At 51.5% G+C, this 18,476-nt stretch carries 22 protein-coding genes; 10 read left to right on the forward strand and 12 right to left on the reverse strand.

The window, feature by feature from the left end:
* The first annotated feature begins 10 nt into the window (after positions 1–10).
* Positions 11–214 carry a hypothetical protein gene (locus tag IPQ00_10410; protein MBL0240968.1) on the forward strand — a complete coding sequence of 68 codons (204 nt, stop codon included), beginning with the start codon at positions 11–13 and terminating at the stop codon, positions 212–214.
* 59 nt (positions 215–273) lie between these two features.
* On the opposite strand, the gene IPQ00_10415 is transcribed toward IPQ00_10410, so the two are convergent.
* The 8 genes from IPQ00_10415 to IPQ00_10450 form a co-directional block, all read right to left on the reverse strand.
* A complete protein-coding gene (locus tag IPQ00_10415; GenBank protein MBL0240969.1) occupies positions 274–759 on the reverse strand; it encodes a nucleotidyltransferase in 486 nt (161 codons plus the stop codon).
* The gene (locus IPQ00_10420) at positions 756–965 is read right to left on the reverse strand and encodes a hypothetical protein (GenBank protein ID MBL0240970.1); all 210 of its coding nucleotides are present in this window, start codon (positions 963–965) and stop codon (positions 756–758) included. The genes IPQ00_10415 and IPQ00_10420 overlap by 4 nt, the downstream gene beginning before the upstream one ends.
* Positions 966–979: 14 nt before the next feature.
* Complete coding sequence (locus tag IPQ00_10425) at positions 980–1,129, reverse strand: hypothetical protein (GenBank protein ID MBL0240971.1); 150 nt, start codon at positions 1,127–1,129, stop codon at positions 980–982.
* A gap of 34 nt (positions 1,130–1,163) precedes the next feature.
* Complete coding sequence (locus IPQ00_10430; GenBank protein MBL0240972.1) at positions 1,164–2,156, reverse strand: hypothetical protein; 993 nt, start codon at positions 2,154–2,156, stop codon at positions 1,164–1,166.
* Complete coding sequence (locus tag IPQ00_10435) at positions 2,140–2,811, reverse strand: hypothetical protein (protein MBL0240973.1); 672 nt, start codon at positions 2,809–2,811, stop codon at positions 2,140–2,142. The genes IPQ00_10430 and IPQ00_10435 overlap by 17 nt, the downstream gene beginning before the upstream one ends.
* Before the next feature lie 528 nt (positions 2,812–3,339).
* Positions 3,340–3,534: a hypothetical protein gene (locus IPQ00_10440; protein ID MBL0240974.1), complete on the reverse strand. Its 195-nt coding sequence runs from the start codon at positions 3,532–3,534 to the stop codon at positions 3,340–3,342.
* A complete protein-coding gene (locus IPQ00_10445) occupies positions 3,518–3,814 on the reverse strand; it encodes a BrnT family toxin (GenBank protein ID MBL0240975.1) in 297 nt (98 codons plus the stop codon). Before IPQ00_10445 ends, IPQ00_10440 begins: the two co-directional genes overlap by 17 nt.
* 394 nt (positions 3,815–4,208) lie before the next feature.
* A complete protein-coding gene (locus tag IPQ00_10450; protein MBL0240976.1) occupies positions 4,209–4,964 on the reverse strand; it encodes a DUF2306 domain-containing protein in 756 nt (251 codons plus the stop codon).
* Between IPQ00_10450 and IPQ00_10455 the strand changes: the two genes are divergently transcribed.
* Positions 4,965–5,735 carry a YARHG domain-containing protein gene (locus IPQ00_10455; GenBank protein MBL0240977.1) on the forward strand — a complete coding sequence of 257 codons (771 nt, stop codon included), beginning with the start codon at positions 4,965–4,967 and terminating at the stop codon, positions 5,733–5,735.
* 697 nt (positions 5,736–6,432) lie between these two features.
* On the opposite strand, the gene IPQ00_10460 is transcribed toward IPQ00_10455, so the two are convergent.
* Positions 6,433–7,737: an aspartate aminotransferase family protein gene (locus IPQ00_10460; protein ID MBL0240978.1), complete on the reverse strand. Its 1,305-nt coding sequence runs from the start codon at positions 7,735–7,737 to the stop codon at positions 6,433–6,435.
* Positions 7,738–7,973: 236 nt separating this feature from the next.
* Between IPQ00_10460 and IPQ00_10465 the strand changes: the two genes are divergently transcribed.
* The 3 genes from IPQ00_10465 (at position 7,974) to IPQ00_10475 (ending at position 11,651) form a co-directional block, all read left to right on the forward strand.
* On the forward strand, positions 7,974–9,146 hold the full coding sequence (locus IPQ00_10465) for an inositol-3-phosphate synthase (GenBank protein ID MBL0240979.1): 1,173 nt from the start codon (positions 7,974–7,976) through the stop codon (positions 9,144–9,146).
* 215 nt (positions 9,147–9,361) lie between these two features.
* On the forward strand, positions 9,362–9,892 hold the full coding sequence (locus IPQ00_10470) for a hypothetical protein (GenBank protein ID MBL0240980.1): 531 nt from the start codon (positions 9,362–9,364) through the stop codon (positions 9,890–9,892).
* Positions 9,893–9,965: 73 nt separating this feature from the next.
* Positions 9,966–11,651 (forward strand): bifunctional transaldolase/phosoglucose isomerase, encoded by a 1,686-nt coding sequence (locus tag IPQ00_10475; GenBank protein MBL0240981.1) that lies wholly within the window; start codon positions 9,966–9,968, stop codon positions 11,649–11,651.
* Between the two features lie 108 nt (positions 11,652–11,759).
* Here the strand turns inward: IPQ00_10475 and IPQ00_10480 are convergent, their stop codons facing one another.
* Positions 11,760–12,494: a hypothetical protein gene (locus tag IPQ00_10480; GenBank protein ID MBL0240982.1), complete on the reverse strand. Its 735-nt coding sequence runs from the start codon at positions 12,492–12,494 to the stop codon at positions 11,760–11,762.
* A 301-nt stretch (positions 12,495–12,795) separates the two neighbouring features.
* Here IPQ00_10480 and IPQ00_10485 point away from each other — a divergent pair, with 301 nt between their 5' ends.
* The 5 genes from IPQ00_10485 (at position 12,796) to IPQ00_10505 (ending at position 16,234) form a co-directional block, all read left to right on the forward strand.
* Positions 12,796–13,161, forward strand: coding sequence for a hypothetical protein (locus IPQ00_10485; GenBank protein ID MBL0240983.1), 366 nt, complete (start codon positions 12,796–12,798; stop codon positions 13,159–13,161).
* Between the two features lie 145 nt (positions 13,162–13,306).
* Positions 13,307–14,497 carry a trypsin-like peptidase domain-containing protein gene (locus IPQ00_10490; protein MBL0240984.1) on the forward strand — a complete coding sequence of 397 codons (1,191 nt, stop codon included), beginning with the start codon at positions 13,307–13,309 and terminating at the stop codon, positions 14,495–14,497.
* Between the two features lie 52 nt (positions 14,498–14,549).
* Positions 14,550–14,789, forward strand: coding sequence for a hypothetical protein (locus IPQ00_10495; protein MBL0240985.1), 240 nt, complete (start codon positions 14,550–14,552; stop codon positions 14,787–14,789).
* 49 nt (positions 14,790–14,838) lie between these two features.
* Positions 14,839–15,684, forward strand: a complete 846-nt coding sequence (locus tag IPQ00_10500) for a 3'(2'),5'-bisphosphate nucleotidase CysQ (GenBank protein MBL0240986.1) — start codon at positions 14,839–14,841, stop codon at positions 15,682–15,684.
* Positions 15,685–15,754: 70 nt separating this feature from the next.
* Complete coding sequence (locus IPQ00_10505) at positions 15,755–16,234, forward strand: NfeD family protein (protein MBL0240987.1); 480 nt, start codon at positions 15,755–15,757, stop codon at positions 16,232–16,234.
* A gap of 82 nt (positions 16,235–16,316) precedes the next feature.
* On the opposite strand, the gene IPQ00_10510 is transcribed toward IPQ00_10505, so the two are convergent.
* The gene (locus tag IPQ00_10510; GenBank protein MBL0240988.1) at positions 16,317–17,255 is read right to left on the reverse strand and encodes a serine/threonine-protein phosphatase; all 939 of its coding nucleotides are present in this window, start codon (positions 17,253–17,255) and stop codon (positions 16,317–16,319) included.
* Positions 17,256–17,257: 2 nt separating this feature from the next.
* Complete coding sequence (locus tag IPQ00_10515) at positions 17,258–18,391, reverse strand: cystathionine gamma-synthase (GenBank protein MBL0240989.1); 1,134 nt, start codon at positions 18,389–18,391, stop codon at positions 17,258–17,260.
* Positions 18,392–18,476 lie beyond the last annotated feature (85 nt).

The raw sequence follows: 18,476 nt of genomic DNA on the forward strand, positions 1-18,476 counted from the left end.
TAGTAGTTTGATGTCCCGATTTCTTTGGGCTTTGCCCATCGATGTGCGGGAACGCTGTGCTTTTCCGGTACGTTTAATAAATGACCCAAGCGGCTATGCCGCCCGTCAAGAGCGGCGGCTTGAGCCGTCAAACGCGCCCACGCGGCAGATAGCCACGCTGTTTACGGCGTGGTGCGGTCGCCTAATGATCTCTAAGGGCAATTCTGGCACATAATACGTGCCAGTGTTGCGAGCACGTCGCAACTGTAACGTCCCTTTAATTCTAACGGCTGATCAGTCTTCGTCCGAAAATGCTTGTTTCAGCGCGTATAGTTCTTTGAGTCCGGGCACGTCCTTTTCCCGGCCTGCTTCGGTTTTCGCGCGGATCAGGCCATCTATCGAGAGGATATTCACCTTGTATCCGCCGACCTCGATCACAACGCAGTCGTTAACCGCATCGAGATATGTTCCGACACCTTTAACCTTGCCCAAAAGATCGATATCACCAAAGGACGTTCTGAGTGTGAAATTTGTTGCGTTTCGTAGCGTCGATTCGTCCCAAACAAACGGAAGTTCGTCGAGAAAATTTCGAGGCCTTGGGTCAAGGGGAGCCAGAGCCTTTGCCAGCTTTACCAAATTTGTTTTTTCGCGAGAATAACAAACGTCCAAGTCCTGCGTTACATACGACGAGCCGTGACTACGAATCGCCATGCCGCCGATCACAACAAAATCAACCTTATTCTTCGCAAGTGTAATAATGGCTTCGACCAACAGACTCATTGATTTTTCTTTGCCTGTCTTGCTTTTCGCATTGCCTCAGCAAGAATATCCAGACCACTAATAATGTCGTCATTCTTACGCATTCGTTCCTCAGCGGACAGCCGCAAATTCGAAACCAACAGCGTCAGATCGATCCCATAATCCCTCGCCTCAGCGATCTTGCTTCCGGGACGCGGGTTCAGCAATTTTTCTTCCGGCGTTCTCATGGTTCTATTTTAACTCAAAATGACCATGTCGCATCAGCAATCTTATCCGGCTCGACATCGATCTCTTTCCCGATCAACAAAACCGCCCCGTCCTCGATCAAAATGTCCACCCTGTAGTCGTCAACCGCAGTAACAACGCGTCCGTTCTTAATTAGTGTTTTCATCGTCTTAATGCCTTTACTTTACGGTTACGTCGATTTATTTCGGCGGTCCATAATCAATAAGTTCTGCCATTCCACCGTCTCGCTCGTTATACTTTTCGCCACGAACAACAAAAGTGAATGTTCCTCGGGCGCCATTAATCCCGGCTTTTAATAATTGCGTTCGAAGTTGTTCAGATTTGGTTCCGCGTTCCATGTAGACATAAACCAGTCCTCGTGACGCATCAACTATTTCGAACGCATGATGGGTGGCTTGGGCTTTACCATAACCGTAGTTATAGTAGGTAGAAATCTTTATTAATCCGCTTGCTCGCACCGGCACATCAATGAATCTTGGGATATCAGAAGTGAATTCAAGTAAATTCGAAAGCTCTCTGACTTTTGTCGAGGTTTGGTTTGGCCTTACCTCAGCCGTGAGGGGGACAATCGCATCCATAATTCTTCTAAAATCTTTTAGTTGAGTTTCCGAAAGTGTAATGACCCTTCGACTAATTTTCAGTTCAGCAGCGCTGGCAGAATAAAGGGCTTTTCGTAATCCTAGTTCTAAAGGAAGTTTGAGAACTAACCAGCTTTTCCCTGACGGGTATTGGTAAGGAATCTCAAAGCTCTGACCATCTATAATCAAAAACGCACTATCAGAGTCCGCAATGCGCGTATATGACTTATAATTCATGTAGTCAAGCTGAAGGTAAACCTCGCTTATATTGTTAGGAACCGCACCTCGGTACTCGGCGACTGCCTTGACAAGGATTAAATCTAGCGGGCTTGATGATTCTTTAAGAACATCGAGTGGTACAGACACTACCGACATGTTCTTGAAACGGTCGTAGTCTGTAAGGGAACTCAAATCCACATTTGAAGAAGATGTCGGTGTCGCTGATGCATCTATCTTATAGACCCAGGTTCCGTCAGGCTTTAAGATAACTTTTTTCCCGGTCTCTGTAACAGCCGTTTGAGTTACCTCTTGAGCTCCAGCATATGTGGAGAGCAAACAAAATAAACACAAAACTAGCTTAGCTGGTCTTTTCATAATTAAACATCTCCTCTGGCAGGGGAATTAGGACATCCGCGGAATATTCTCTCCCAAAATTATCTCGAAATGAAATATTTACAGAGCTACGATTTCTAGGCTCTCCTACTTCTCGAATACCAACAATGTAGTCTTTAATTTTCGCCGCTTCTAAGGTTTTCGGCACTCCATCGTTGAACAGTTCTGAATATGCAGTTCCGCTTCCCATTGGATAAACCCATTTCTTTTCAGAGCCAAGCGATACTTCTTGCATCTCTGGGGCATTCATTACTTCAAGGTTCGTGGACCGCACTTCGATATCTAGGATATCAACAGCTTTCTCGACGTCCCTGTTGTTAATTCGAATAGGAATCACAATATCTACAACTCGCTGAGTTATGTTCGTCCCAAAAACACCCCGTGTCCACGAGATGGTCTTTACCTTGTCACTAATCACGGTTAGTTCGAGCATTCGTGGACGCAGCACTCCTAACTCTTTTAACGATTTCCAACCCGCCACAAGTGCTCCCGGAATCGCCGCTAGGACGATGAAAATAGTTGGGTCACTTTTTCCTGAGATAAACTGGTAGGCGACAACATAAATAGTACATACCGGCACTAAAACTACTAGACCGATCAGTACAATGTTGATGACTCCAATTCGTCTTAGTTCCATAGTCAGTTTCATTATCCTACCTGCGCGCGAGAACCTGTGCTTTTCCGTCACGTTTAATAAATGACCCAAGCGGCTATGCCGCCCGTTAAGGATAGGCGGCTTGAGCCGTCTTTCCGCGTTTCGCGGCAGATAGCCACGCTGTTTACGGCGTGGTTAGGATGCCTAGTGATAGCAAAGGGCGTTTTAACGTCCTTCTATTCCGGTGGCTTAAGCCAATTGTTGGTAAGGGCGTTAAAACGCCCTTCCTATCTCGATCAACCGACCACCACGCCCTAAAGTGCGTGGCTATTCGCCCAAAGGGCAAGCCCCTTGAACGAGGCTAAACAAAGCTACGGCGTTGGCGTCTTCTTCGTCGGGCTCTTGTATTCGCTCTTTTTCTTGAGGCCGAGGACTTGGATCTCGTTGGAGCTGTCGCCGAACTGCGCTTTGACCTGTAGTTTGGATCCGAGGACGCAGTCGTGAAACGCCCATTGGGCGGCGATCTCGTCGTCGCGGCAACCTCAGCGGCCATCGTCTCTTTTAGCTCGGTTACAGCTTGATGATTTCCATATCCTTTTTCAGAAGGCGATTAACCACCTTGCTTCTGTCGATGTTCTTTTCCGCCGACAATTTATCAACGAACGCCGCGATCTCAGGCTCAAGATAGATAGGTAAATTAAACTCGCCATCAGGGTTATGAAATTTACCTCTTACACCATTTGAAAAATCATATTCCTTTTTCATATTGTTTTGTTTCTGCTTTAGAAGCTTTTCTCGCGGAAATAATTCTGATCCGCGAACTCTCGTCGTCGAGGCTCATAAATTTATGTGATAGGACGAGTAAGACTCCGTTTTCATCCAAACCAATTGTAATCCAACGTTCCTCTAATCGACTACCTTCGACGTCCGGGATCGAGAGCAAATTTGGGTCCCGAAAAACGCTCGTCGCCCGCTCAAAGTTAACTTTGTGCTTGCGAATATTGCCCCTTGCTTTCTTTGGATCCCATTCAAAATCGTAACGCATAGCAACAAATTATCTGAAAGCCAAACAAGTCCGTCGTTTTAGAACCCTTCCTAGTCAAACCGGAATTCTTCTCGGATTTGAGGACGAATCCTTGGCTCCGTACATCTGCCGTCGGCATACTCATTATTCTCAGTATAAACAGTTCCCATCGGGAACAGGGCCCGCGAATCGTAATCAATCCAAACCAACGCTAACATAACGTTCCCTTCGCGAACAAAAACCGCGAATCGTAACGAATTCAACCCGATGATCACACGAAAGGTTCCTTCGGAAACAAGATACAATGCGTCCGTCATTGACTAGCGTTTCACCACTCTTTCCCAAACTCTATTTGGTGAAGGGCTAACTCGACAATTATTATCCCGTTTCTGCTCAAACACCAACCCTGCCGGGGCTAACTCGGGCGAATTGAACCAGGCTGATTTTCGGTTCGTTTGCTTTGCAGATCTGCCGCGGCGGCACGCGCGGCCGACACTCGCTTTGCCGCATTTACTTTGTACCGCCAGATCAGGAACTCTGCAAGCATAAGGTTGGGCACCCATCCAAGCCACGCGACGGTGCGATAGACGTCCATCGGCGGCAATTCAAATGAGTTATTTACGCTCCATTTCCACGCCCGTAGCGTCAATGCCGACAGCGTCAGTGCATAACTTCGGATCATATAGTCGCGATGAGCGTCGTAGTCGCCCTTTCGGGCCTTGATCACCGCCATCCCAGTAAAGTATATCCATAGCAACGCCAGCAGGATGAACGCGACCTTAGAGGTCGGTCCGCCATTTGCATAGAATCCCATTATCAACCCGGCGGGACCGGTTATGAGTAAGATATCGGCTACATAAACGTATCCGAATACACGATGCAGTTTAGGAAACCGCGAACGCATAGACTGGGAGAATTGCGTAAATCCGGCAAAGAGAACCCAAATGCTTGTGTAAACGTGAACAAAAAATGCGATCCGCCAATGGTCGATCTCGATATATTGCTGCTTTATTCGCAGGAAGCCGACATCGGTATTATATGGAATATATGCCGCGGTGATCCGAGCCATCTGATACGTGAAAAATGCCAGTGCTAAAAACGATATCGCAGAAATGACGTTCGTGCGGTTGAATGCACTTTGGATCTTAGGTAATAATCGTTGATTAAGCATATGAAAAACCTAGTATTACTCTTGATCGCGACGACGTTCCTTTTCGGCTGTAGTGTTCAGAAAACTGCAGAAAAGACTACTGATAAGTTTGATGATACCGCAGCTAACAACTCAATGGCGACTGCGGCAAATGCCCCGACGGCAGCGGCCGGCGACGCAGTAGCTCAAGAAATACTTGGATCATACGTCGGCACATTTGGCGATAACAAAATTACGCTGCTGATCACGAGCATCAGCGGCAATACGATCTCCGGACGCAGCATCGTCGGCGGCAATGATCGCCCGTTCGACGGGACGTTCGCATTGGAGAATGGCTCGTATGTCGTCTCCGGCAAAGAACCGGGCGACCATAAGGACGACGGAGCCTTCAAATTTAATATCGCCAAGTCGAATATAAATGAACTTGTCGGCACGTGGAAGGCCAATGACACCAAACGTCCTGAAAAATCCTATAAGCTCGAACGCAGAAAGTTTGAATACCGTGCCGGCGTTGGCAATTGGCCGCAGGCGTCCAAGCGTTTGCTCAAGCCTGCTGATGTCGAGAATTTGCCAAAGGGCGAACTCGAATTTATGCGCAACGAGATCTTTGCCCGTCACGGATACTGCTTTAAGAAAAAAGAACTTCGTCAGCAATTTGAGAACGAAGACTGGTATATCCCCAATACCGTAGATATCAAAAACTACCTGACCGATATCGAAAAAACCAATATTGCTCTGATCAAACGCTACGAGAAATACGCGGATGAATACGGCGACGAGTATGGCCGTTAACCTCGGTACTCGGGCTGTGGAGCCGAACTTGATCTCGCGATACAAACGTGCGATATCTCTCGCATTCGGCTAAAATCGGCGGGCAGTCGTTAGGCATTTTGGCCTTGTTGCCGACTGAGACGATCGAGAGCGGCTCCGCCGTGATCCGAACTTTACGGGTCGGCGGCAAATTAAATAGGGTCCCATTGAGTGGACGTCCATTCCGGCCTTTCCGAGAGCCGTAGTGGACGTCCATTTTGTTTATTTCTTCTGCCCCAGGCGTAGGGCGTGTTTGCAGTCTGTAACAAAATTGGAGCTGTGTCGTGAGCAACGATCTAATCCACGATCTAATACACAAAGTGGTATGTGATCTTTTTTTTGAACTATTACCGCAATTGTGATATGTTACTCTCGATTAATACCCAAAGTGACGTTTTCCTTAATTTAAACGCAATTTTTTATTATTTGCTACAAAAGGGGGACGTCAAAAGTGAAAGGAACTTCTGTACTCGCAGCCTGTCTTTGTATCCTGTGTTTTTTCATCGGATATTTAGCTTATGCAGGAACTGCGCTGATCGTGGGCTTTGTAAAGGACAACGTTGATCCGTGCCGGACGTCGGTAGAGTTATGCTCGCAGCAGGAAATGACCACCACTGCACGCTAACCCTCAACCCGACACCCGCCATCGGGCAACACTATACGCTGCGCGCCGCACGCTCTAACACAGAGCAAAGCCGGCATCGAGCGCACGTATCAATTCATCGACATTATCCTTTGTCGAATTAAGCATCATTCCCGTTCGGATGACGTTGCCGTAGAGGCCGCCCTTGCCGATGAGGACGCCTTGGCGTTTGGTCTCTTCAAAAACGGTGAGAACCGCAGCCGGTGCGGGTTCCTTGGTCTGGCGGTCTTTGACGAGCTCGATTCCCTGCATTAAACCCATACCACGGACGTCGCCGATCACCGGATATTTGTCCTTAAGTTCGTCGAGTTTGCTGCGGAAATAATCGCCGACCACGCGGCAGTTGGTACGAAGGTCGTCGTCCTCGATCATTTTGATAACGGCAAGGGCCGCAGCGGTCGAGACAGGATTGCCGCCGAAGGTGGCGAAGGTCAAGCCCGGGAATTTGTCAGCGACCTCAGGAGTCGCGATCGTCCAGCCGATCGGAATGCCGTTGGCCATACCTTTGGCGGACGTGATGATGTCCGGCTCAACATTCCAGTGCTCAATGCCGAACCACTTGTCACCCGTACGCCCCCAAGCGGTCTGCACCTCGTCCGCGATACACAGGCCGCCGTAATTACGCGCGATACCGTACGCGATTTCAAAATACTCAGGTGGCGGCACGATAAATCCGCCGACGCCGAGGATCGGTTCGGCCATAAACGCCGCGATCTCGCCGGTCGTCGTCGTCTGGATCAGTTCCTCAATATCTTGGGCACACGCTACACCGCAACTGGGATATTCGAGCTTGAACGGGCATCGATAGCAATACGGTGCAGGTGCGTGGACAATACCCGCGACCTGTGCCGGCAACGGACGCCAGTTCGAGTGTCCCGTCGATGACAGTGCCGTCGCCGAACGCCCCGAATAACTGTGGCGCAAAACTACGACCTCGTGACGTCCGGTTGCGATCTTGGCCGCCATCTGTGCCGTATCGTCCGCCTCGGTGCCGGTTGAGGTAAAAAATGATTTCTTCAGATCGCCGGGCGTGATCTCAGCCAATTTCTCGGCCAGGTTCGACTGGTTCGGATTAGCATAGAGCGCGGAGGTATGCTGGATCGTTTTGTTTTGCTCAAGCACCGCCTCGTTGATCCGCGGATTGGCGTGCCCGACACTCACGGTCAGCACACCGCCGAAGCAATCGAGATACCGGTTCCCCTGATCGTCCCAGACGTACTCGCCTTCGCCCTTAACGAGCGCGATCGGCTCCTGATAGTAAGTGGCGACGGCCGGAAATAGAAATTCCTTGTGCTTTTCGATAGTACTTTTTAAGGACGATTTTTGTTCTGGTTGTGTCATATATTTATTTCCAAGATTGTCCGGAGCAATAGAACTTTCAGCGAAGCCGATTAATCTTGAAAGTACCGAATATCTTACGCCAAATTACAGAAAAATAAAGTGTCAAATCTCGCATTTGTCAGTTTAATTGCGGCGACTGTATTAAACGCAAAGTCATTCCCGGATGATAATTGTGCGATCGGATCATAGACGCATTGGCATCGCCGTGTTGTAAGTTGTAAACTCAGACGTTTCGTATGGGAAATCGGACATTAGGAATTGCAGTTGTTGGCATTGGCGGTGCGGTCGGCACGACGATGGTTGCCGGCGTCGAACTGCTCAAGGCGGAGGCGATCGGAACCGAAGGCTTGCCGCTCGCCGAATTTGAGATCGATGGACTGGCTGATTATTCGCAGATCGTCTTTGCCGGTTGGGACCTTTTTAGTGAAGACCTCGCCGCCGCCGCCGAAGAACACGATGTCCTGACGTATAAACAGTTTCGAGCGGTCGAAGAACCGCTGAAAGCTATAAAACCCTGGCCCGCGGCGGGCAATGACCGTTTTTTATCTAATATCGACGGCGGCAATCGGATCACTGTCCACAACCATCGCGATACGATCGCCAAACTGCGAGCTGACCTGCAGGGGTTTCGCCGGACTTGCTCATCGGTAGTTGTCATCAATCTCGCCTCGACCGAAAAATACGTCGCCGATGGCAACGAGATATTTGATTCGATCAGCTCGTTTGAAACGGCACTTGACGACAATTCGCCTGACATTTCGCCGTCTATGCTCTATGCGTACGCCGCGATCGTCGAGCGGATACCGTTCGGCAATTTCACGCCGTCCGTTGCTGCCGATATTCCTGCATTGATCGAATTTGCTACCGCCAGCGGCGTGCCGATCGCCGGTCGAGACGGTAAGACCGGACAGACCTTTATCAAATCTGTCATCGCCCCCGCACTGCGAGCAAGAGCCCTAAAGGTCGACGGTTGGTTTTCGACCAATATCCTGGGCAATCGCGACGGTCTCGCACTTTCAAACGAAGATTCGCTCGCATCTAAGATAATGACCAAGAGTTCGTTGCTCGAGGACATCCTCGGTTACGAAGTCGAAGATCATCTGGTCGATATCCGATATTACCGCCCGCGAAGGGACAATAAAGAGGCCTGGGATAATATCGATATCAGGGGCTTTCTCGGCCAGAATATGCAGCTTAAGATCAACTTTCTCTGCAAGGACTCGATCCTAGCGGCACCGCTCGCGATTGAGATAGCACGCTGTCTCGACCTCGCTATGCAGCGTGGCAAAGGCGGGATACAGGATCAATTGGCCGTATTCTTTAAGTTGCCGATGGCGAGCGACGGTCATCCCGAACACGCATTTCATAAACAAGAAGACGCTCTGATCGACTGGCTCAAAAGCGAGTGAGATCAGGCCGCAGCAGATCGTGCAGATGATCTAGAACATACAGAAATGTGCGTTTTTTATTGTTCGTCGTGATACCAAAACCGCCAATTTCTCGCTGATATGATAGAGATCTGATTGTACCGAACAGAATCAGTCCTCCGATTGCGCGCACGATCACTGTTAGCTCTCGCGGTCGCCGCTCTGAATATTTCAGTGACCGTCGAATTAAAATAATAATGAGATCAATAATACTTTTTACAATTTTGTGTTTTCCCGTCGGATCACTGGCCCAGTCGGTCAGTGAGCTTTACCTTGCCGCACCCGCCGATGCGATCAGTGTCCCCGCAGTACAGCGAGCGGCCAACTCCTCGTCCGAGGGCGATCTGCTGCGATTTCGCGTCAATGACACGACAAGCGGCGAGATGAAGCTCATTTCCCGCTCGGGATCGAAAATGCTGGTCGGGATCTCGACGTACGATTGCGATGCGAGCGATCTGCAGTTTTGGGCGGTTAAAGGCGGCAAATGGATCAAAACCACTCCGGCAGTTATCAAGCCACTGGGCAAGAAAGACATCGTTGCCATACTTAGCACCTCGCCGGCGACGGTTAGCGAACTTGGCAAAGAGATCGGTATTCCTTTCTACTACACCTTCGAAATCGCTACGGACCATCTCAAACTCATCGCCCGCAAGCAAACGGGCTGCGATGTCGCCGGAACGGTCTATAACTACAGTTTTGACGGCAAGCGGTACAAGATCCAAAAATAGTTTCTCAACTAAGTTTGCGCTCCGACCGCTGAATTGTTTGACAGGCCGCCTGCCATTGTCTGAATATTGACGTATGCTCAATCAATTCAGTTTTCATTTGCCGGCATCGATCGAAACCAAATTTCAGTCCACGATCCGCGAATGGTCCGACGCGGGCAGCGTTGCAAGAATCTGGAACAAAGACGCGACTCTGTGGACCGGCACCGACGAAGCGGTGTGGTTGGACTGGCTCGAGATAGTCGAGGCCGAACTGGGAAATGCTGAACGGTATCGTAGCCTAGCCGCGGAGATCAGCGATGCCGGATTTGAAAGCGTCCTGCTGATGGGAATGGGCGGTTCGTCGCTGTGCCCGGAGGTTTTGGCGATGACCTTTGGCAAGCACAATTTCCACATCCTCGATTCGACCGTACCGGCACAGATCGCCGCGGTCGAAAGCAAACTCGACAATTCAAAAACGCTCTTCATCGTTGCGAGTAAATCCGGATCGACGCTCGAGCCGAATTGCTTCAAGCAGTACTTTTTTGACCGTGTGTCTCAGCTAGTCGGAGCAGAAAACGCGGGAAAACAGTTTATCGCCATCACCGATCCGGGTTCGAAGATGGAACAGGTCGCCCAGACCGACGGATTTAGGCATATCTTTTATGGCAAACCGCAGATCGGCGGTCGTTTCTCCGCCCTTTCCGCATTTGGGATGACCGCTGCGGCGGCGATGGGCATCGATGTCGAACAGTTTTTGCAAAGTACGATGCCGATGGTCGATGCGTGCAGGTCAAATGACCCGAACCAAAATCCCGGCGCCGCCTTGGGCATAATGCTTGGCGTCTGCCACGCTGCGGGCCGCGACAAACTCACGATCTTTACAACACCGGAGATACACGACCTCGGTGCCTGGATGGAGCAGTTGGTCGCCGAATCGACGGGCAAGATCGGTGTCGCCATAATTCCCGTTGATCGCGAAAAGCCGCAGGCCGCCGCCCTTTACGGGTCTGATCGTATCTTTGCATTTCTAAGCGTTGCGGGTAACGACAGCCTCGACGAACAGTTTGCGTCAGTAACCGCCGCCGGACATCCCGCCGTCAGGGTCGTGCTGGATTCGATCGACACACTTGGACAAGAATTTTTCCGATGGGAGTTTGCGACCGCGACCGCAGGCTCCATTATGGATATAAACCCATTTAACCAGCCCGACGTCGAGTCCGCCAAGATCGAGGCTCGCAAGATCACAGACGAATACGAAACCACCGGCTCGCTACCCCCCGAAACGCCATTTTTCGCGTCTGAGAATATGTCGCTTTTCACGGGCAACGAATACGCAATGGAGTTGCTCGCCGCCGCCGAGGAAGAGACCGTTGCGGCAATAATTGATGCCCATTTATCACGGATCGGCGAGGGCGATTACTTCGGACTGCTCGGTTATCTTGCGATGAGTCCCGATAATGCACAGGTGATGCAAGCGATCCGCACATCAGTCCTCGAACGGTTTGAATGTGCGACGTGTCTCGGATTTGGCCCACGATTTCTGCATTCGACCGGCCAGGCATATAAGGGCGGCGGCAATAACGGCGTCTTTCTGCAGATCACGTCGGACGACGATTCTGACATTCAGGTTCCGGGACAGCGATACACATTCGGCGTGGTCAAGGCCGCACAGGCCCGCGGAGATTTCCAAGTACTCCTCGACCGCGGCCGCCGTGCACTTCGCGTTCACGTGGGCTCCGACGTTTCCGCCGGACTTCGCGAATTGTCGATAATTATTTGAACGGGCGACAACTTTCAGTTTCCGTCCCGTAATTTCGCCGCACATGCACAACACAAAAAAGGCCGATCTGATCGGCCTTTTTTAGGTTTGAGTTTTGTTTAAGTTGAACTATGGGGTCACAGGCGTCGTTTCGACAAATCTGGGCAGTGAGACAGATTGGTTCAGGTACACGCCAAATTCTGTGCCGGCTTTCACTGTCGCTTCTTCGCCCTTGGTCTGGGTCTCGGCGATCAGTCCGCCGACACCGCCGATGATGCCGCCGATGAGCGCACCCTTGCCGCCGCCGACCGCGCCGCCGAGGACTGCACCACCGACGCCGCCGCCGCCGATAAATTTCACCTTACGCAATTTCGTCTTGTCGCCTGAGGCGGTTCCCTCGTTGTCGCTCTTGGCACTCTTGCTGTCGAGTTCGGTCAGCGAACCATTTATCGTCCGCAAGGCTCCGTTCGGCATCCTGACAGATATAAAGCTTGCTCCGATCTCGCCGACATTTCCGCCCTTGTGCGCGGCCTTTACGGTATCCACCCTGCCGGTAACCGTCGAGCCGGTCGGTATTACGACCACGCCGGTCGACGAATAGACAGGTTCCGTAACGGTCGTCGTAAACGTATCGCCGACCTTGGCAGTCTTGGAAGAGATCGTCTTATTCATACGCACGCGGATCGTCGATCCGGACTCGACCGTAAAGAGCGGTATGACAGGAGCTCTAACGATCGGCTTTTTCGCGACCGGCCTCTTTTTCAGTACCGGTTTACGCTTCTGTGCTAGTCCATCGCTAACACCGATGGACATAATTACCGCCATAAACAACACAAAGGTTTTAATATTAAATATCTTTTTCATATCGGTTCACTCTCGATGGCCCATAAGTTCGCAGGCCGTGCTTTTGTATCAAATTCGGAGCGAATAGTTGCCCCGAACGATCGCTCTATAAACGACTATGTACCTATACAGATTACCATTTGTAAGTTGGAAAATAAATTGTGATCTTTTTTCTGAAATTCGCTTCTATTAGCACTGTACTCAAAGCGTCACAGTTAGTTTGTAATCTCCAGAAGTTGAATTAGCCCCCGGCCTGCCAAAGCCGGGGGTTAAGTCGTTAAAGGGAGAGTTTAAACATAATTTTGCAAGGAGAAACGTCTTTATGTCTTTAGCAACGCCGGCCTTCCTTCTATTCGCCCTTAACTTGCTTGACGCCCTTTTGACGATCGTCTGGGTACGTTCGGGCGTCGCTACCGAGGGAAATCAGCTGATGGCGTCGCTTCTGGACATTGGCAACGGCCCATTTCTCGCGGTGAAGATAGCGATGGGCACGATCGCCGCTTTCGTACTTGTCCGATGGGGCGGACGACCGCTGGCGAGATATGGAATGGCGATCGCGTTAGCGATATATATCGGCCTGATGGGAGTACATCTTTTCACGGGCTTGGCCGCATTTGGCTATGTCTCCGCCGACCAGATCAAGAATTTTACCGATATTCCGGGGCAGTTGTTCGCTTTCTTTGTTTGATCACAGAATATAAAATCGCTTCGGGCTCGTTGTTTCGAAATTGGAAACAACAGCCCGTTTTTTTTCGTACCTTAATACACAACGCAAAGGGATTTCGACGGCATCAAAATCCTTTGATAGTTTTATTTTGAGGTAATTTGGCATTATGAATAGGAACTCGATATATCAGGTTTCCGCACGGCAGATCTTGCTGCTCGCTTTTGCATCAGCATTGATCGCGGTCGGTGCGACGGCATTGCTTTACAACTACGGCAAGGATCTAATGGCGAAGAGCGGTTCTGACGTGACGCTTGCCGAGCAGGCACCGCCGCAGGGCATCACGGACCCGTCTCAGGTCTCAGACGAGCAAAACAGTATCGAGGTCTATCGGGCGATCTCACCGGGCGTAGCTTTTATCAATACGACATCTTATCAGCAGGATTTCTGGGGCGATGTGCAAGAGGGTAAGGGCAACGGTTCGGGCTCGGTGATCGACGCCGACGGCAATATCCTGACCAATTTTCACGTGATCGACGGCGCTCAAAAGCTGACCGTTAGCTTTGGCGGTGACAAGGTCTATCCGGCCAAGGTCGTCGGCGGTGACCCTGATACAGATCTCGCGGTCATCAAGATCGACCCGCCGCCGGGAATGACGGTCGTTCCGCTTGGCGATTCGGACAAACTCGTTGTCGGACAGAAGGTACTCGCGATCGGCAATCCGTTCGGACTTGACCGCACCCTTACCACCGGCGTCATCTCAGGTCTCCAACGCCCGATCCGTGCCCGAAACGATCGTCCGATCGATGCGGCGATTCAGACCGACGCATCCATCAACCCGGGCAATTCGGGAGGCCCTTTGCTCGATAAGTTCGGTAAGATGATCGGGATCAATTCACAGATACTGTCGCCCGCGGGCGGATCTGTTGGTGTCGGATTTGCCGTACCGGTCAATATCGCCAAACGCATCGTGCCACAACTGATAAAGTTTGGCGAAGTTCGACGGCCGAAACTAGGTGCATCGACCATCAGTGCCGCCGAGGTCAACAATCGGGGCTATCGACTGCCGATCGAAAACGGCCTGGTCATACAGCGTGTGGAGCCCGGCACGACAGCATTTAACGCGGGGCTTCGCGGCCTGACGCAAGCTCCGACGGGCGGCATTACGCTCGGCGACATTATCACATCGATCGATGGCGAAAAGATGGATAGTCTTGATGACCTCTACCGTTATCTGGATAAAAAACAGATCGGCGACACCGCTCAGGTCGAACTCTATCGCGGCGGCAAAAGTGTTACCGTTGCGGTCAAGTTGCTGGGCTCGCTGCCGGCGACTCGTACGACCCGTAAACTCGAATAGAACCTCAAAAGGTGCGGCAGACGCTATCAAGGGTCTGCCGCACTGCTCACAGATGACGGAAACGCACGATTTCTTTAACGAAGGTTACGGCTGGCAATGCCGTGTATGCTCGCGCGAAATGGAACTTGCCCGTGCCGACACCTCGACACTCCCGCTGTACTATCGACAGGGCGAGGCCGAGTCCCGCGGCCCTTTGCCGACCACCCAAGCACTCGCCCGTTGGACCGACGCGACCCGGCGTTCGTTGACCTGCCCGAGATGCGGTATTACAGAATTGATCGACATCAACTGAAGCCTGCATAGCTTATGCCCTGCCTGCGGCTCGTGATAGATTTATATCAATGATGCAAAAAGAGCTTGAGACGGCGATCGCGATCGCGCGCCTTGCCGGCAAGACAATACTCGAACACTACGCCACCGATTTTGAAACGCACCAGAAACTTGGTGCGGACAATCATTACGAACCGGTGACCATCGCCGACAGAGAGGCTAGCCGCATCATCGTCGAAGGCCTGGAGGCCGCGTTTCCGGATGACGCGATCCTGTCTGAAGAAGAGGTCGATGACATCGAAAAGCGGCTTGCCCGACGTCGGGTCTGGATAGTCGATCCGATCGACGGCACTGCCGGATTTGTCAAAAAAGATGGTGATTTCGGGGTTCAGATCGGTCTCGCCGAGGATGGCATACCGGTTCTTGGGGTCGTATTTTTACCCTTTTACGACGCTATGAGCTACGCGATGAAAGGCGGCGGTTCATTTACCCAAACGGGCGGCGAAACCCCTGTGCGAGTGACGGCATCGGCTCGCGACGATCTGACGTCAATGACGATCGCCGTGTCGCGCAATCACTTACCCGCCAGGATGAACCGAATCATCGAGCATTTTGGGTTTGCCGACGTCGTTCGCCGCGGTTCGGTCGGCCTCAAGGTTGGACTGATCGCCGACCGCACCTGCGATGTATACATTCATCCGAGTCCACGGACCAAGCTTTGGGACACGTGTGCACCGCAGATCATACTGGAGGAGGCGGGCGGTTCATTTACGGATCTTTTTGGCTTCCCTTTCCGCTACGATCGTGCCGAATTGCAGAATTTGAACGGAATACTTGCAACCAACGGAGCAGTCCACCGGCAGGCGGTCGAACGACTTGCTCCGCTGCTCCACGAATTTGGCCGCGTGCGTGTCTGAAGCGGAGTAGCGGAAAGTTTAACAGTTGTGCTTCCGTGATATGATTTAGGTGTCGGACAAAGGCAGAAATATGGAAAACGCGATCTGGATATTGTGGCTGATTCTCGGTGTTATCCTAGTGGTCGCCGAGGTTTTCACGCTCGGATTCGTCTTGCTTTGGTTTGGTGTCGGCGCTCTCGCCGCAGCACTACTCGGCTATTTGGGATTTGGGCTCGGATCGCAATTTGCGGCGTTTGCGGTCGTGTCAGTTGCTCTGACGGCGATGTCGCGGACGATATTTGCCAACTATTTCACGCACGGCGACGGAAATCGTCTAAAGATGGGTGTTGACTCGATGCCCGGCCAGATCGGAACGGTAACCACGGCCAGTAGCGGTTCGATGCTCGAGGCCGCGGTCAAGGTCTTTGGCTCGACGTGGACCGCGTTTCCGGTAGATGGCGAATCGGTACTCGTGCAGGGCGAAAAGGTGGAGATCGTAGAGGTCAAAGGGTCCTCGGTATTTGTCCGAAAGATGACCAACGAATTACCTGAGTGGCGCCGCGAGTCGTAAAGAGTGATCGAGAGCATCAGAAATTAAAAATGGACAATTGCCTCAATGTGCAATTGTCCATTTTCAGTTAAATTTAATTGATTTAGATGATCTCGGCCGTGTCCTGATCCGCGGTGTCGTGAATGCCGCCTAGATCGATCAGTTCGAGTTTGACCTCATCGCCTTCGGGAGCGGGCAGGCCCTCGCCGCTAAACTTGGCTAAAATGACTGTGATATTGTCTTCACCGCCATTCTCATTGGCCTCGCGAATAAGCTCGACACAGGCATTTTGAAGATCGTCAAAATTATCCTGGACGATCCGCTGCATACTTCCCGCCGAAACCTTGTTTGACAGTCCGTCACTACATATCAAAAATATATCGTCACGATTAGGCGTTACTCTGGCCGAAACCGGATATATCTCATTCTGCGCACCGAGAGCCTGCAGGATCACGTTCTTCAGCGTGTGCGTCTCGGCTTCGGCTTCGGAAATTTGTTGTGCGTCGATCAACTGCTGGACGAGCGACTGATCCTTGGTGACTTGATATATCTTGCCGTTACGCACGAGATATGCACGGCTGTCACCGACCTGGATCACATCTGCCGCCTCCGGCGTAATGCCGATCCCGGTAAAGGTCGCACCCATTCCCTGATATTGCGGATCAGTGCGGCCCTGATTGTGAATCAACTGATTGGCAAATAGAGTTGCTTCGTACAGTTTGTTGATCAAGTAATGTTCGTAAACGCTGGGCTCGATCGTCTTGTCGATATCATCATCGCCAAGTATCTGTTCGCTGACGGTTTCGACCGCCATCGTGCTGGCGACTTCGCCGGCAAGCGCTCCGCCCATACCGTCCGAGACGGCAATGACCACGCCATTGCTGTCCACCTCAAACGATTGAGACTCGACAATAAATTCCCCATCATCCTGCGAACCGGTCCAGCGCTTGGCTCCGGTGATGTTCAGCACAAGATAATTATCCTCGTTACCTTTACGCACGCGGCCGATATGCGATGTGGCGTGTATCTCAACTGTAAACATAATTAACTCAGCGCCTGATCAAGGTCCGCAAGGATGTCCTCGACATCTTCGATACCGACAGAAACACGGACAAGGCCGTCGGTGATACCGAGGCTCTCACGCTTATCCTGCGGCACCGACGCGTGTGTCATTGATGCCGGGTGCGAGATCAAACTCTCGACACCACCCAAACTCTCGCCAAGCGTACAAAGCTTGACGCTTTCCAAAACTTTTTTTGCATTAGCCAGCGATCCCGTCTCAAAGGCGACCATACCGCCAAATCCGGACTGCTGCCGCTTTGCCAATTCGTGCTGCGGATGCGATGCAAGGCCCGGATAGAATACCTTTTCGACTCGCGGATGCTCAGCCAGAAAATTCGCGACCATCCGTCCGTTCTTATCGTGTGCCTCCATTCGCACCGCCAGAGTCTTAGTGCCGCGCAGCACCAGAAACGAATCGAATGGTGAGAGAATAGCACCAACGCTGTTCTGAATAAAGCCGATCCACTCAGCGTCCTTCTCATCATTGAGTGCGACAAACCCGCCGACGCTGTCCGAATGGCCGTTAAGATATTTGGTCGTCGAGTGAACGACGATGTCCACGCCGAACTCGATCGGACGCTGGAAATACGGCGACATAAATGTATTGTCGCAAACGACACGTGCTCCGTGGGCGTGAGCGAGGTCCGACACCGCCTTAAGGTCCGTCACGGTCATCACCGGATTGGTCGGCGTCTCGACAAAGACCATCTTCGTATTCGGTTTGAATGCCGGCTCCAGATTGGTCGCATCCGACGTATCGACCAGGTCAAACTCGACACCATACTCCGAAAGCACGCGGCTAAACAGGCGAAATGTGCCGCCGTAGGTGTTGTCACCAAGGATGACGTGGTCGCCCGCCTTGACGAGCTTTAACGTCGCGTCGATCGCCGACATTCCCGAGGCAAATGCAAATCCATATTTGGCACCTTCGAGTGCCGCAATATTTTTCTCAAGCGCCGACCGCGTTGGATTTTGCGTACGTGCATACTCAAAACCCTTGTGCTGCCCCAGTCCGTCCTGTGCGTATGTGGACGTCTGATAGATCGGTACGCTCACCGCTCCGGTCGCGATATCAGGCTCGTTGCCCGCGTGAATTGCCGTTGTAGAAAACCCCATAAACTAAACCCAAAAACATTATAATAGCGAGCATTTATGGTAACTTGCACACATCCAAATTGCAAACAAGCTAACCGCAGAGCAC

The sequence above is a fragment of the Chloracidobacterium sp. genome, assembly GCA_016720705.1.
GTDB lineage: Bacteria > Acidobacteriota > Blastocatellia > Pyrinomonadales > Pyrinomonadaceae > OLB17.

Coding starts and splice junctions, on each gene's coding strand:
- IPQ00_10415 (MBL0240969.1), bottom strand. CDS start 759: ATGAGTCTGTTGGTCGAAGCCATTATTACACTTGCGAAGAATAAGGTT.
- IPQ00_10445 (MBL0240975.1), bottom strand. CDS start 3,814: ATGCGTTACGATTTTGAATGGGATCCAAAGAAAGCAAGGGGCAATATT.
- IPQ00_10440 (MBL0240974.1), bottom strand. CDS start 3,534: ATGAAAAAGGAATATGATTTTTCAAATGGTGTAAGAGGTAAATTTCAT.
- IPQ00_10470 (MBL0240980.1), top strand. CDS start 9,362: ATGAGATCAATAATACTTTTTACAATTTTGTGTTTTCCCGTCGGATCA.
- IPQ00_10480 (MBL0240982.1), bottom strand. CDS start 12,494: ATGAAAAAGATATTTAATATTAAAACCTTTGTGTTGTTTATGGCGGTA.
- IPQ00_10450 (MBL0240976.1), bottom strand. CDS start 4,964: ATGCTTAATCAACGATTATTACCTAAGATCCAAAGTGCATTCAACCGC.
- IPQ00_10515 (MBL0240989.1), bottom strand. CDS start 18,391: ATGGGGTTTTCTACAACGGCAATTCACGCGGGCAACGAGCCTGATATC.
- IPQ00_10500 (MBL0240986.1), top strand. CDS start 14,839: ATGATGCAAAAAGAGCTTGAGACGGCGATCGCGATCGCGCGCCTTGCC.
- IPQ00_10455 (MBL0240977.1), top strand. CDS start 4,965: ATGAAAAACCTAGTATTACTCTTGATCGCGACGACGTTCCTTTTCGGC.
- IPQ00_10485 (MBL0240983.1), top strand. CDS start 12,796: ATGTCTTTAGCAACGCCGGCCTTCCTTCTATTCGCCCTTAACTTGCTT.
- IPQ00_10490 (MBL0240984.1), top strand. CDS start 13,307: ATGAATAGGAACTCGATATATCAGGTTTCCGCACGGCAGATCTTGCTG.
- IPQ00_10435 (MBL0240973.1), bottom strand. CDS start 2,811: ATGGAACTAAGACGAATTGGAGTCATCAACATTGTACTGATCGGTCTA.
- IPQ00_10475 (MBL0240981.1), top strand. CDS start 9,966: ATGCTCAATCAATTCAGTTTTCATTTGCCGGCATCGATCGAAACCAAA.
- IPQ00_10510 (MBL0240988.1), bottom strand. CDS start 17,255: ATGTTTACAGTTGAGATACACGCCACATCGCATATCGGCCGCGTGCGT.
- IPQ00_10430 (MBL0240972.1), bottom strand. CDS start 2,156: ATGAAAAGACCAGCTAAGCTAGTTTTGTGTTTATTTTGTTTGCTCTCC.
- IPQ00_10460 (MBL0240978.1), bottom strand. CDS start 7,737: ATGACACAACCAGAACAAAAATCGTCCTTAAAAAGTACTATCGAAAAG.
- IPQ00_10425 (MBL0240971.1), bottom strand. CDS start 1,129: ATGAAAACACTAATTAAGAACGGACGCGTTGTTACTGCGGTTGACGAC.
- IPQ00_10495 (MBL0240985.1), top strand. CDS start 14,550: ATGACGGAAACGCACGATTTCTTTAACGAAGGTTACGGCTGGCAATGC.
- IPQ00_10465 (MBL0240979.1), top strand. CDS start 7,974: ATGGGAAATCGGACATTAGGAATTGCAGTTGTTGGCATTGGCGGTGCG.
- IPQ00_10410 (MBL0240968.1), top strand. CDS start 11: ATGTCCCGATTTCTTTGGGCTTTGCCCATCGATGTGCGGGAACGCTGT.
- IPQ00_10420 (MBL0240970.1), bottom strand. CDS start 965: ATGAGAACGCCGGAAGAAAAATTGCTGAACCCGCGTCCCGGAAGCAAG.
- IPQ00_10505 (MBL0240987.1), top strand. CDS start 15,755: ATGGAAAACGCGATCTGGATATTGTGGCTGATTCTCGGTGTTATCCTA.